The following is a 12,879-nucleotide window of genomic DNA, read 5'->3' on the forward strand; positions in this document are numbered from 1 at the left end:
ACGGGTCAGCTTGGCGGCTCGGCGCTTGGCTGCTCGGTGCTACCCGAAGGGCGCTTTGCGCTGCCCGAAGGGCCTTACCCCTTGACGCGTGGCAGCTTGAGGAAGTGCACATTGGAGACGTGCTGCAGGATGCGGATCACCTGGCAGCTGTAGCCGAACTCGTTGTCGTACCAGACATAGACCACGGCGTTCTTGCCGTTGGCGATGGTCGCCTTGGCGTCGACGATGCCGGCGTGGCGGTTGCCGACGAAGTCGGTGGAGACCACTTCGGGCGAGTCGACGAAGTCGATCTGCTTCTGGTAGGGCGAATCGAGAGACATCCGGCGCAGGAAGTCGTTGAGCGCCTCGGCGTCGGTCTCCTTCTCCAGGCGCAGGTTGAGGATCGCCATGGAGACGTTGGGTGTCGGCACACGGATGGCGTTGCCGGTCAGCTTGCCATCAAACTCCGGAAGCGCCTTGGCCACCGCCTTGGCGGCGCCGGTCTCAGTCAGCACCATGTTGAGCGGGGCGCTGCGACCGCGACGGTCGCCCTTGTGGTAGTTGTCGATCAGGTTCTGGTCATTGGTGTAGGCGTGCACGGTCTCCACGTGGCCGTGTTCGACGCCGAACTCGTCGTTAAGCACCTTGAGCACCGGCACGATGGCATTGGTGGTGCACGAGGCCGCGGAGAGGATGCGATCCTGCTCGCCGATGTCCTGGTGGTTGATGCCGTAGACGATGTTGGCGATGTCGCCCTTGCCCGGGGCGGTGAGGATCGCCTTGGCCACGCCCGGGCACTGGATATGCTGGCCAAGGCCCGCCTCGTCGCGCCAGATGCCGGTGTTGTCGACCACCACGGCGTTATCGATGCCGTAGGCGGTATAGTCGATCTCGGTGGGCGAGTCGGCGTAGATCACCCGGATGACATTGCCGTTGGCGGTGATGGTGCGCGCTTCGGCGTCCACGCTGATGGTGCCGTTGAAAGGACCATGCACCGAATCGCGACGCAGCAGGCTGGCGCGCTTCTCCAGGTCCTTGGCGATGTCACCACGGCCACGCACCACGATGGCACGCAGGCGCAGCAGGTTGCCGCCGCCGGCCTTCTCGACCAGCACGCGCGCCAGGATCCGCCCGATGCGACCGAAGCCATAGAGCACCACGTCCTTGGGCTGCCCGTTGTGGCCGGCGGCGGCGTGGCCCTCGACGATCTCGGCCAGTTCCTCGCGCAGGAAGGCCGTCGGGTCGCCGCCACGCGCCTTGAAGGCCACGCCCAGCTTGCCCACGTCGACATGCGCCGGCCCCAGGTTGAGCTCGGTCATCGCCTTGATCAGCGGGAAGGTGTCCTGCACGGAGAGCTCGGTCCCCTCGATCTTGCGCACGTAGCGGTGATCCTTGAGGATGCGGATCACGCTGCGGTTGAACAGCGACCGCCCGAACATGGTCACCACCACGTTGTTATGGCGGTAGAGGCTGCCGATCATCGGGATCATCTGCTCGGCGATCGCCTGGTTGTCGTGCCATTCCTGAAAGACGGTATCGAGGGATTGCTGACTCACGGGTAACCTCTCCTTGGTGAATAGTGGGGGTAAAGATACCGGAGCATTATCCGGGGCGGCACCTGCCGGGGCAATCGCAGGATGGTCGCAGCCGCTGTAGGCGTTTTACAGAAATCCCCCGCTGACTACAGGCCGGCCGCGAGGCTGGTATCATGCCTTCACCTCCGCACGCCGCTCACGACCACGGTTGGGTAACTGTTAGCATGCCGAACTTCTCGCCGCTCGACCCGCCTCGCCCCCAGGGGCTGCGCGACATCCTCTACTGGCAGACGCCGCCGGGCAGCGCCACCGCCCTGGCCCTCGCCCACCTGGCCGAGGACGCCCCGCTGCTGGTGATCACCCCCGATACCGCCTCGGCCCAGCGCCTGGAGAGTGACCTGGGCTTCTATGGCCAGCTGCCGGTGCTGCCCTTTCCCGACTGGGAGACGCTGCCCTACGACAGCTTCTCGCCGCATCAGGACATCGTCTCGGCGCGGCTGCGCACCCTGCGCCGGTTGCAGGACGGCGAACACGGCATCGTGCTGGCGGCCATGAACACCCTCATGCAACGCCTGCCGCCGGTCGAGTACATCGCCGGACGCGTCATGACGCTGGAAACCGGCCAGACCCTGGACCGTGAGGGGTTTCGCGACGCTCTGTCGCGGGCCGGCTACCGGGCCGTGGAGACGGTCTACGAACCCGGCGAATACGCCCTGCGCGGCGCGCTGATCGACCTCTTCCCCATGGGTGCCGAGGCACCGCTGCGCATCGATCTGTTCGACGACGAGATCGATACCCTGCGCCACTTCGACCCCGACACCCAGCGCAGCCGAGACCGGGTCGAGCGCGTGGAGCTGCTGCCCGCCCACGAGTACTCGCTGTCGCGCAGCGCCATCGCCTGCTTTCGCGAGGGCTTCGAGACCCTGTTCGACGTCGACCCGCGCCAGTGCCCGCTCTACGTGGATGCCCTCAAGGGCATTCCCTCCCCCGGCCTGGAACAGTACCTGCCGCTGTTCTTCGAACAGACCGCCACGCTCTTCGAACACCTGGCCGAGGGCACGCGGGTGGCCATGCTGCCCGGGGTGTTCGAGGCGGCGGAGCATCACTGGGCGGCCATCGAGAGTCGCTTCGAGAACCTCGGGGTCGACTCCAGGCGTCCGCTGCTCCCCCCCCACCGCGCCTTCGTGCCCGTTGCCGAGGCGTTCGGTGCCATCAAGCGCCACCCCCGGGTGGCGCTGACCGGCGATGCGGAGCATCGGCATGCCGTGGCGCCTGCCACCCGGACACCGCCGACGGTGACGGTGAATGCCCGCGCGAAGCAGCCATTGGCTGCCCTGGAGACCTTCCTCGCCGACCACCCGGCCACGCGGGTGCTGTTCGTCGCCGAGTCGCGAGGCCGGCGCGAGGCCCTGGAGGAGACCCTGGAGCCGCTCAGGCTCGCGCTGCGCCACGTGGATGACTTTCCCGCCTTCCTGGCCGGCGACGCCCGCCTGGCGATCACCGAGGGCGAGATCGATGCCGGCCTGTGGCTGACCGACCCAGATCTGGCGGTGATCAGCGAGACCGAGCTGTTCGGCGAGGTGGTGCGCCAGAGCCGCCGCCGTGAACGGGCCACCGATGACAGCGAGCTAGCGATCCGCCACCTCGCTGAGCTGCGTCCCGGCGCCCCGGTCGTCCACCAGGCCCATGGCGTGGGCCGCTACAAGGGGCTCGAGACGATTGAGGCCGGCGGCCAGGCCGCCGAGTTCGTAACCCTGGAGTATGCCGACGGCGCGCGCCTGTATGTGCCGGTGGACAGCCTGCAGCTGATCTCGCGCTACGCCGGCGCCGACGACGAGCTGGCACCATTACACCGGCTGGGCTCGGACCAGTGGGAGAAGGCCCGGCGGCGGGCCGCCGAGAAAATCCGTGACACCGCCGCCGAGCTGCTCGATATCTACGCCCGCCGCGAGGCCCGGGAGGGCTTTGCCTGTACACCGCCCGATGCGGAGTACGCGCGCTTTGCGGCCAGCTTCCCGTTCGAGGAGACCCCCGACCAGCGCGCCGCCATCCAGGCCGTCATCGGCGACATGATCGCCCCACGCCCCATGGATCGAGTCGTGTGCGGCGATGTGGGCTTCGGCAAGACCGAAGTCGCCATGCGTGCGGCCTTCCTGGCCGTGCACTCCGGTCGCCAGGTGGTGGTGCTGGTGCCCACCACCCTGCTCGCCCGCCAGCACTACGAGAACTTCCGCGACCGCTTCGCCGACACCGCGGTGAACATCGAGTTGATCTCGCGCTTCACCGCCGGCAAGGGTCAGGCCGCGTCCCTGAAGCGCATCGAGGCGGGCCAGGCGGATATCGTCATCGGCACCCACAAGCTGCTGTCGAAGAGCACGAAGCTTCCCCACATGGGGCTGCTGATCATCGACGAGGAGCACCGTTTCGGCGTGGCCCAGAAGGAGCGCCTCAAGAGCCTGCGGGCCGAGGTCGACATCCTGACCATGACCGCCACCCCGATCCCGCGCACGCTGAACATGGCGATGAGCGGGATCCGCGACCTGTCGATCATCGCCACCCCGCCGGCCCGGCGCCTGTCGGTGAAGACCTTCGTCCAGCAGCGCGACGAGGCGGTGATCAAGGAGGCGCTCCTGCGCGAGATCCTGCGCGGCGGCCAGGTCTATTTCCTGCACAACGAGGTCAAGACCATCGAGACTGCCGCCGAGAAGGTGCGCGAGCTGGTGCCCGACGCCCGGGTCGGCGTCGCCCATGGCCAGCTGCCCGAGCGCTCCCTGGAGCGGGTGATGTCAGACTTCTACCACAAGCGCTTCAACGTGCTGGTCTGCTCGACCATCATCGAAACCGGCATCGACGTGCCCAGCGCCAACACCATCGTCATCGAGCGCGCCGACAAGTTCGGCCTGGCCCAGCTTCACCAGCTGCGCGGACGCGTGGGGCGCAGCCACCACCAGGCCTACGCCTACCTGCTGGCCCCGCCGCCCCGGCTGATGAGCAAGGATGCCGTCAAGCGGCTGGAGGCCATCGCCGGGGCCGAGGATCTCGGCGCCGGCTTCACCCTGGCCAGCCACGACATGGAGATCCGCGGCGCCGGGGAGCTGCTCGGCGAGGAGCAGAGCGGACAGATGGAGGCCATCGGCTACGGCCTGTACATGCAGATGCTCGACCGGGCGGTGACGGCGATCCGCGAGGGCCGCACGCCCAATATCGAGGCGCCGCTGGAGCAGGGCGTGGAGGTCAGCCTCAACCTGCCGGCATTGATTCCCGATGACTACCTCCCGGATGTCCAGCAGCGCCTGGTGATGTACAAGCGCATCGCCAGCGCCGCCGACGAGGCCGAGCTCAAGGAGCTGCAGGTGGAGATGATCGACCGCTTCGGCCTGCTGCCGGCGCCGGTCAAGACCCTGCTGCACCAGACCCGCCTGCGCCAGCGTGCCGAACGCCTGGGCATCACCCGTCTGGAAGCCGGCCCCGAGAAGGGCCGAGTGATCTTCGCCAGCCAGACCGTCGTCGACCCGCTGGTGCTGGTGGAGCTGATCCAGCGCGCCCCGGACCGCTACCGTCTGGACGGCGCCGATACCCTGCGCTTCGAGGCACCCATGGAGAAGGAAGAGGCCCGCTTCCAGGCGGTGGAACAGCTCCTCGACACGCTCAATCGCAAGGCCGAGGCGGCGTAACCAAGGCCTGAGCAACTGGCGGAAAGCCTCCCGCCCGGGCGATACTATAGGATCAAGACGCCCAGGATGGGCCCATCGCAGCCCCTGACCAACGGCAACCACGAGAACATGACGTCGATGAAGCACTCTTTCCCGCTCGGGCACGCCGCCCGATTCGCCACGGCGCTGGGTCTCTGCGCCGCTCTGGCCACGCCCCTCCAGGCCAGTACCGAGGAGTGGCCCCGCGGCTACTATCCCCTTCCCGACGAAGGGGACCTGGTCGGTGAGGTCTATACCGTCGTCGCCGAGAGCGGCGATACCCTGATCGATATCGGCCACGAGCACGGCATCGGCTACGAGGAGATGGTGCGCGCCAACCCGGACGTCAGCATCTGGGCGCCCTTCGAGGGCACCGAGATCGTGATTCCCGGTCGCTTCATTCTTCCCGAAGGGCCCCGCGAGGGCCTGGTGGTCAACGTGGCGGAGATGCGCCTCTACTATTATCCCCCGGCCGAGCAGGGAGATACGCCACGCGTCGAGACCTACCCCATCGCCGTCGGGCGCATGGACTGGAAGACTCCCTTGGGCACCACCCGCATCACCGAGAAGGTCAAGGATCCGGCCTGGTATCCACCGAAGTCGATCCTCAAGGAGCGTGCCGAGGAGGGGCGCAGCCTGCCGAGCGTGGTACCGCCCGGACCGGATAACCCGCTGGGCACGCGCAAGATGCGTCTGGGCATCCCCGGCTACCTGATCCACGGCACCAACAAGCCCGAGGGCGTCGGCATGCGCGTCACCCACGGCTGCATCCGCATGCTGCCGGAGGACATCGAGGCCCTCTTCCCACGCCTGCCCATCGGCACCCAGGTCAAACTGATCAACGAGACGCTCAAGCTCGGCTGGTCGGATGGCACCCTACACATCCAGTCCTATCCCTACTTGGACGAAGAAGACGGCACCACCATCCAGCGCATTACCGACGCGCTCGCCGAGGTGGACACGGCGATCAGTGGACTCGACTACCCGGTGGACTACGCCCGTCTTCGCGAGGTCGTGGAGGTGCCGCGGGGCATGCCCGTGGCGCTGGAGGTCTCAGCCCCGGATCCCACGCCCGAAACGCTCTGGGACCGCCTGGAGCTAATCGCCGCCGACACTGCCCCCAAGGAGCGCCAGGCCAAGGAAGGCTGAGCCTCTCCTGACCTCATCGCGCAGCAAACGTCCACCAACGACAGGGGCCTCGCCGGTAACGGCGAGGCCCCTGTCTTGAAGGTTCTGCTACCGCCCTACCGGGCGGCGGAGAACGATCACTTGCGCATGGAACGCTCGAACATGCGGTTCATCTCTTCGCGGTTCTGCTCGGACATCTGCAGAGCCGCCTGAGCGTCGCGCTGTGCCTGGTTGGCGGTGTTCTGCGCCTGGGTGGCGATGCTGCGTGCTTCGGCAGCGTCGGCCTGGGCGGACTCGGCGGTCATGCGGACTTCTTCCAGGGCGCTGTTGGATGCACAACCGGCCAGGATGGCCAGGGAGGCGGCAGCGGCGGTCAGCTTCAGGGTGGTCTTCAGAGTCATGGTGTTCTCCTTGAGTCTTCCTTGGGTACTGCGTTGGTGTTGCCTGAGAGTCAGGCTTCCTGCGGAAGCAGGCCTTCTTGCAGCGACTTCTGCTGCGAAGCACAGGAGTCAAACGCTGTTTTATAATATATAACGGCGCTTGTCCATAGCTTAGAACGTCCCTTGCGAATGTAAAGCCTAGCGGATCACGACGCGTGTGCCAATGTCGATCAACGACGACAAATTCTCGACCTGCGTGTCGGTCACTGCCACGCAGCCATCCGTCCAGTGGAACCGCCGGTGGATGTCGGGATCCCCCTCACCGACACCATGGATGCCGATGAAGCCGCCGAGCACCGTATCCTGGGGAGGGTAACCGTTCCGACGGTAGTAGGAGAAGTAGTCATCGTAGTCTTGCTGGCTGTACACCCCGGCCTCCAGCGCCATGCGGGCATGAGTCGGCGTGGGGTAATCGAGCCCGATGAAGATATGGAACTTGCTGCGGCGATTGAAGCGGTTGACCCGGAACTCGCCGAGCGGCGTGGCACGGTCGCCCCGCTGGCGCTGCGGCTTGGCCCCCCCGCGGCCCAGCGAGATCGGCTCGTAGCGCTCGAGTAGCCGATTGCCACGGTAGACGCTCAGCGCCGCCTCACGGTCATCGACCAGCACCCACAGCTCGCCGTCGTGGCGAGGAACGATGGCGCGAGACAGCAGGCTGTCCATCAGGCTGGCAGACGCGTACGGGGCCAACAGCAGCAAGGGCGAACTGAGCGCCAGCAGGCCGAAGCGGCGACGGGACAGGTGCTTCATCGGTGACGTCTCTGGGGCATGCAGGAAATGAAAGGCTTCGTACTGATAGACGTTATACCGGATTGGCCAAGGCCTGTCAGGAGGGAATGGCGGTGTCGCAAAACGGCGTCATCGGCATGGCGCAGCAGCGTGAGTGACAGGCTCTGTCCGACATCGCGTTCTCCTCAGTAGTCCTCGAGTCGTTGCATGTCACGGGCAAGTCGTCGCACTTCGGCCTCATGGCCGGTAGAGAGCGAGGCGAAGAACTCGCGCTCGGCCTCCGCGGATGCCCGCTCGACACGATGCGCGTAGAGATCCTGAAGCGTCCTGTGCATGGTCAGCGCGGTAGAGAGCACATCCTGCACGCTGTCGCAGGACACACACTGGGTAAGACGATCGAGGGTGGGCGCATGGGGAAAGTCGGCAGGGTCGTCGAACCAGGTCTCGAGGACGTTGCGATGCTCGCTATCTTCCTCGAGGTAGTTGGCCAGCTCGGTCTGCATCTTGCGTTCGTGCTCGGCCAGGTACTCCAATGCCATGCGCACCCGGTCGTTGACGTCAGTGGCGGCCAGCTGGTCATACTGTTCGGCGAGCCCACGATGGTAATCGGCCGCCCAGGCGACCAGCTCCTTGACCTGATGAAAGCGCATTGCGGCTCCTCCTATCATTGATGCCCCGATACGGGCAGATAGTCCATTAATTTTATCGTAACCAAGCCATGTCCATCACGCTTGATGCATATCAATGCTGTATGAGATCGTAGCCGCCGCCCCACGTGCCACCTTCTGGCGTTGCCCGGCATTGTGGGCTCTTCCGGCGTTGTGGGTCATTGACTGGTGCAACGCACAGCTTGGCGCCAAGCCGGCCAAGCTCAGAGCACTAACGTCAAGAAATAACTTTATCACAGCTTGGCGCGCAGGCGGTTCACCAACAGATCGTGCCTGAGAATCTCGTTCCTGAGCGAGGTGAGTTCTTCCACATCCCAATTGGCGCTGAAATGGCGCCCCGTGCCCCAGTCCGCCTTGCCGGAGGCCAGCCAGACGATAAAACCGGCCGCCAGCTCGGGGCTATCGGTGAGATAGGCGTGCATCTCCCCTGGCATGTTCTGTCCGAGCTCGGTGGCCACTCCGCCGGGATGGATGGCGAAGCATTTGATGCCGTCCTGACCATGATCCACGGTGACGAATTCACACAGACGGTTGATCGCGTGCTTGGATGTCTGGTAATCAGATCCCGTCGGGGACAGCAGCTGCGCGCCAACCGACGACAGCAGGATCAGATGACCGCCACTTGATCCTTCGGCGGCCCACTTTTTCGCAGACTCGATAAGATGCGGCATACAGAAACGTATGACGTGATAGGCCCCCCTCACGTTGACTTCCCAGGTGTGCCACCAGCTCTCGGGGTCGGACTCGCCGATCTTCGCCCAATGCGCAAGGTGGCCGGCGTTGGCATCGGCCACGTCGATGCCGCCGAATGTTTTCACGCAATCGGCAACGGCAGCTTCGACCTGCTCCGGGCGGGTGACATCGCACGTCGAATAGGCGCACTGGGTATTCGGGTTTGCCTGTCGGATCAGCTCCCGTGTCTCCTCGAGTGCCGGCTCTGAGCGCGCGGTCACATAGACCGCCCTTGCGCCCGCCTCGGCGAAGGCGACAGCCGTAGCCTGGCCGATTCCCCGTGATCCGCCGGTAATGAAGATCACCTTGCCCGACGCGCTATCTTTCAGCGCTGCAGCCGGATTGATCGCCTCATATCGGCCGTGATGTTCCGTCAGGGAAAGGAACTGGGTGTCAAGGGATGACATGTCTACCTCCTTCGGTGGTTGGGCGGATCGATGGCCGTCAGGCCCTTGATCTGCCCGTTTATAGAAGATCTCGTTTTCGACAATCAGAGGACAAGTCCTTATGCCGGCGCGGTGCCAGTGCTCACTCTTTCGCGTGCGCCCGATACTCCCCTTGCCGCTCCAGCATCCAGCCCGGATACTCCTCCGGCAGGCGGCTGACCTCATCCAGGGCGGCCAGCTCGTCATCCGACAGGCGTACTCCGGCCGCGCGGATATTGGCCTTGAGCTGGTCGGGCCGTTTGGCACCCACAATAATGCTGGTCACAGGTTTCTGGTGTAGCAGCCAGGCCAGGGCGATCTGGGCCACGCTGACCGGCTCGCCGTCGACCTGCTTGCCATCGGCAATCTCCCGCATGACCCTGATAACCTCGCTGCCCCGCTCACGGTTGACGGGCGGGAAATCAAACCTGGCCCGGCGGTTTTCCTCGGAAACGTCCGGCCCTTCGTATTTGCCCGACAGGTAGCCCCCTGCCAGCGGGCTCCACACCATCAGCCCGACCTTCTCGGATGCCAGCATCGGCACGATATCCCGTTCCAGGTCGCGACCCACCAGGGTGTAATAGGCCTGCAGGGAGGTGATCGGGCACAGGTGACGGGCCCGGGTGATGCCGATGGCCTTCATGATCTGCCAGGCGGCCCAGTTGGACAGGCCCACATAACGCACATGGCCGTGTTGCACCAGGGTGTTCAGTGCCTCCAGGGTTTCCTCGATCGGCGTGGCCGGGTCGAAGCCGTGGATCTGGTACAGGTCGATATAGTCCGTCTGCAGGCGCGCCAGGCTCGCCTTGCATTCACTCATGATATGGCCACGGGAGGCGCCCCGGGCATTGGGACCATCCCCCATGGGGCCAAGTACCTTGGTGGCCAGCACCACGTCCTCGCGGCGAACGCCGAGATTCTTCAGGGACTGGCCGACGATGCGCTCACTGGCACCGAAACCATAGACATTGGCGGTGTCGATGAAGTTGATGCCCGCCTCCAGGGCCATCTTCATCAGCTCGTCGGCCTGCTCCTGCTGCAGATTGCCGATCAGGCCCCAGATCCCCTCATCGCCGCCGCCGAAGGTCATGGTCCCCAGGCAGAGCTCGGAGACGAACAGGCCTGAGTCACCCAGTGCCTTGTAGCGTAGACGGTTGTCTTCATGGAACCGCGGTAGGTTGTCAGTTGCCATGTTGCACCTCTTTGTGAAATGAATTGGTATTGAAAGCGAGCTGCGGACCTCGCTATTTGACCAGCCCTCGCAGTCTTTCTACCAACGAGGTGGTGACATCGTGAAGCTGTGCTCCCTCCGCGGCGTCAAAACCGATCCGGGCCGCAAGCGTTTCGGGAATCCGCTGGGCCTGCTCCCGTAAGGCGGTGGCGTGCGGAGTGAGTGCGATGAGCACACGACGCTCGTCCTCACGGTCTCGCCTGCGGGTCACCAGGCCATCTCGCTCCATGCGCTTGAGCAGGGGAGTGATGGTGCCGGCATCAAGATAGAGGCAATCACGCAATTCGCCGACGCTGGCACTGCCGCGCTCCCACAGCACCAGCAATACCAGATATTGCGAATAGGTCAGCCCCAGCGGTGCCAGCAGCGGACGATACAGGCGCTGCATCAGGTTGGTCGCCGCGTAGAGGGGAAAGCAGACCTGACGGTCGAGGCGAAGCCACTCGCTGGCATCGTCTTGGTGCTCGCTACCCATCATCGCGTCTTGACACTCAGCGCGACATCGATATTGCCGCGGGTTGCATTTGAATAGGGGCAGACCTCATGCGCCTGGGCAACGATCGCCTCGGCTGCCGCCTGGTCAACGCCGGCCAGCGTGACATCGAGCGCGACGGTCAGCGCAAAACCGCCGCTGCCATTCGGCTCCAGGCCGACGGTGGCGGCCACCTCGACATCACGATCCTGGAGTTTGCGCTCCTGGTTGCGGGTGACATGGATGACTGCATTGCCGAAGCAGGCGGCATAACCGGCCGCAAAAAGCTGTTCAGGATTGGTGGCATCGCCCTGGCCGCCCAGACTGCCGGGCATCGCGAGCTTGAGGTCGAGAAGCCCATCAGTGCTTTTCACCGTGCCGCTGCGACCGCCGATGGCGTTAACCGTGGTTGAGTAGAACGTGCTCATGCTTCACCTCCTGGAGTGTATGGCAAGCCATCCTATCGCTAACCATATAGTTCAGGCAAGGAGCAGTGTCGTCGGGCTTATACTAGAATGCGCGCGCATGGCAGCGGGCGCTCAGGAGCCGCGTGGCGCCGTCAAACACGGCGGGATCTTCTTCGGTGCGCGCTGCCAGATGGGCACCTTCCAGCGTGGCCAGGGTGGCGTGCGCCTCATCGGTCGGATCCTGGATGGCCACGATTGATCCATCCCTTTGCCCCAGTTCGAACATAGCCGTAAGCCATTGCAGTACCATGACGCGAACGGCACCGACTTTGGCGATAACCGCATCGGACAGGCTTTCGCGGCAGATTGAAAAGGCAACACACAGGCACACGGTCTGGCCATCATGCAGCGCCGAGCGATACAGGGCAATCAGTGCCTTGAAGCGTGCGCCGGCGCTGGAATGGGTTGATTCTATCCCGGCCAGGCCATGCTGCAGATTGGTCTGATAGCGCTCAATCAAGGCCTCGGAGAGGTTCGCTTTGGTGGGGAAGTGATAGTGAATCGAGGCCTTCCGAATGCCGATGGCCTCAGCCAGATCCGCATAGCTGAACCCGTCAAAGCCCCGTGACCGGACGCTGTGCTCGGCAAGATCCATCAGGGCGGTTCTGGTATCACGGTTCATGGTCATTCACCTGTCTATGTCACCTATCCATGTGGTTCACTCGCGCTATTGCCGGGCTCATACTGCCGGTGCCCCGGCAAATCGCAGGTGCCCGGTCTTCATCCAGAGCTTCGCGCCATCGTCCCCGGCCCGCGCGGACAACGTTTGCCCTTCGGGCAGGCGCAGCCAGTCATGCCGGCCCAGCACCTCGCCGTCCACCGTGACCGTGCCGTCGATCACCAGCAGCTCGATTCCGCCGGGTGCCTCCGAGGTCAGTGTCGCCTTCGCATCGAGCTTGCTGTAGGTGACAATCTCACGGTCGTCCTCGTGCAGCTTTGCGGTGGCAACGCCGTCCACCGGGGCACCCAGCCCGGCTTCCATGTTCTTGCTGAACTGGGTACGGTCGGCCAGGTCGAACTGCCAGAGTTTTACAAAAATCGTGCACCCCTCCTCAGAGCGCGGGATATGTGACGTGGTCGGGGGGTTGCGCACATAGGTGCCGGCAGGGAAGTCACCGTGCTCATCCTGGAATACGCCCTCCAGTACGATGAATTCCTCGCCCCCGGTATGGGTGTGCGCCGAGAAATGGCTGCCCGGTGCATACCGCACGATGGTGGTGGCGCGGGCAACTTCATCCCCGATCCGGTCCAGCATGCGCCGCTCCACCCCTTTCATGGGTGACGGCTGCCATTCAAGCTGATCGGAATGCACGACAACCGGTTTGGAGAAATTAGCATTGATCTCCATGAGATTGCCTCCCTTTATTCATGTGTTCAATTC

The 12,879-nt window shown here is 64.5% G+C and carries 12 protein-coding genes; 2 read left to right on the plus strand and 10 right to left on the minus strand.

Annotated features, from left to right (window positions below; translation table 11 throughout):
• Positions 1-74: 74 nt before the first annotated feature.
• Complete coding sequence (locus tag OP497_RS11700) at positions 75-1,535, minus strand: glyceraldehyde-3-phosphate dehydrogenase (protein ID WP_280548562.1); 1,461 nt, start codon at positions 1,533-1,535, stop codon at positions 75-77.
• A 203-nt stretch (positions 1,536-1,738) separates the two neighbouring features.
• Between OP497_RS11700 and mfd the strand changes: the two genes are divergently transcribed.
• Positions 1,739-5,188, plus strand: a complete 3,450-nt coding sequence (gene mfd, locus OP497_RS11705; RefSeq protein ID WP_280548564.1) for a transcription-repair coupling factor — start codon at positions 1,739-1,741, stop codon at positions 5,186-5,188.
• A gap of 66 nt (positions 5,189-5,254) precedes the next feature.
• A complete protein-coding gene (locus OP497_RS11710; protein WP_280548566.1) occupies positions 5,255-6,355 on the plus strand; it encodes a L,D-transpeptidase family protein in 1,101 nt (366 codons plus the stop codon).
• A 116-nt stretch (positions 6,356-6,471) separates the two neighbouring features.
• On the opposite strand, the gene OP497_RS11715 is transcribed toward OP497_RS11710, so the two are convergent.
• The 9 genes from OP497_RS11715 to OP497_RS11755 form a co-directional block, all read right to left on the minus strand.
• The gene (locus OP497_RS11715) at positions 6,472-6,735 is read right to left on the minus strand and encodes an Lpp/OprI family alanine-zipper lipoprotein (RefSeq protein ID WP_280548568.1); all 264 of its coding nucleotides are present in this window, start codon (positions 6,733-6,735) and stop codon (positions 6,472-6,474) included.
• Positions 6,736-6,912: 177 nt separating this feature from the next.
• Positions 6,913-7,524, minus strand: a complete 612-nt coding sequence (locus tag OP497_RS11720) for a L,D-transpeptidase (RefSeq protein WP_280548570.1) — start codon at positions 7,522-7,524, stop codon at positions 6,913-6,915.
• Positions 7,525-7,688: 164 nt separating this feature from the next.
• Positions 7,689-8,153, minus strand: coding sequence for a 2-hydroxyacyl-CoA dehydratase (locus OP497_RS11725; protein ID WP_280548572.1), 465 nt, complete (start codon positions 8,151-8,153; stop codon positions 7,689-7,691).
• A 251-nt stretch (positions 8,154-8,404) separates the two neighbouring features.
• Positions 8,405-9,310, minus strand: coding sequence for an SDR family oxidoreductase (locus tag OP497_RS11730; protein ID WP_280548574.1), 906 nt, complete (start codon positions 9,308-9,310; stop codon positions 8,405-8,407).
• 121 nt (positions 9,311-9,431) lie between these two features.
• Positions 9,432-10,520 (minus strand): aldo/keto reductase, encoded by a 1,089-nt coding sequence (locus OP497_RS11735; RefSeq protein WP_280548576.1) that lies wholly within the window; start codon positions 10,518-10,520, stop codon positions 9,432-9,434.
• A 52-nt stretch (positions 10,521-10,572) separates the two neighbouring features.
• Complete coding sequence (locus tag OP497_RS11740; RefSeq protein ID WP_280548578.1) at positions 10,573-11,034, minus strand: MarR family transcriptional regulator; 462 nt, start codon at positions 11,032-11,034, stop codon at positions 10,573-10,575.
• A complete protein-coding gene (locus OP497_RS11745; RefSeq protein WP_280548580.1) occupies positions 11,034-11,459 on the minus strand; it encodes an organic hydroperoxide resistance protein in 426 nt (141 codons plus the stop codon). Before OP497_RS11745 ends, OP497_RS11740 begins: the two co-directional genes overlap by 1 nt.
• Before the next feature lie 82 nt (positions 11,460-11,541).
• On the minus strand, positions 11,542-12,120 hold the full coding sequence (locus OP497_RS11750; protein ID WP_280548582.1) for a TetR/AcrR family transcriptional regulator: 579 nt from the start codon (positions 12,118-12,120) through the stop codon (positions 11,542-11,544).
• Between the two features lie 57 nt (positions 12,121-12,177).
• A complete protein-coding gene (locus OP497_RS11755; protein ID WP_280548584.1) occupies positions 12,178-12,846 on the minus strand; it encodes a cupin domain-containing protein in 669 nt (222 codons plus the stop codon).
• Positions 12,847-12,879: the final 33 nt, after the last annotated feature.

It is taken from the genome of Halomonas sp. 11-S5 (assembly GCF_029889825.1).
In the GTDB taxonomy this organism is placed as follows: Bacteria; Pseudomonadota; Gammaproteobacteria; order Pseudomonadales; family Halomonadaceae; genus Halomonas.

Bases quoted from the DNA above. Each gene is read 5' to 3' on its own strand.
- mfd (WP_280548564.1), top strand. From the start codon at position 1,739: ATGCCGAACTTCTCGCCGCTCGACCCGCCTCGCCCCCAGGGGCTGCGC.
- OP497_RS11710 (WP_280548566.1), top strand. From the start codon at position 5,255: ATGGGCCCATCGCAGCCCCTGACCAACGGCAACCACGAGAACATGACG.
- OP497_RS11715 (WP_280548568.1), bottom strand. From the start codon at position 6,735: ATGACTCTGAAGACCACCCTGAAGCTGACCGCCGCTGCCGCCTCCCTG.
- OP497_RS11720 (WP_280548570.1), bottom strand. From the start codon at position 7,524: ATGAAGCACCTGTCCCGTCGCCGCTTCGGCCTGCTGGCGCTCAGTTCG.
- OP497_RS11725 (WP_280548572.1), bottom strand. From the start codon at position 8,153: ATGCGCTTTCATCAGGTCAAGGAGCTGGTCGCCTGGGCGGCCGATTAC.
- OP497_RS11730 (WP_280548574.1), bottom strand. From the start codon at position 9,310: ATGTCATCCCTTGACACCCAGTTCCTTTCCCTGACGGAACATCACGGC.
- OP497_RS11735 (WP_280548576.1), bottom strand. From the start codon at position 10,520: ATGGCAACTGACAACCTACCGCGGTTCCATGAAGACAACCGTCTACGC.
- OP497_RS11740 (WP_280548578.1), bottom strand. From the start codon at position 11,034: ATGGGTAGCGAGCACCAAGACGATGCCAGCGAGTGGCTTCGCCTCGAC.
- OP497_RS11745 (WP_280548580.1), bottom strand. From the start codon at position 11,459: ATGAGCACGTTCTACTCAACCACGGTTAACGCCATCGGCGGTCGCAGC.
- OP497_RS11750 (WP_280548582.1), bottom strand. From the start codon at position 12,120: ATGAACCGTGATACCAGAACCGCCCTGATGGATCTTGCCGAGCACAGC.
- OP497_RS11755 (WP_280548584.1), bottom strand. From the start codon at position 12,846: ATGGAGATCAATGCTAATTTCTCCAAACCGGTTGTCGTGCATTCCGAT.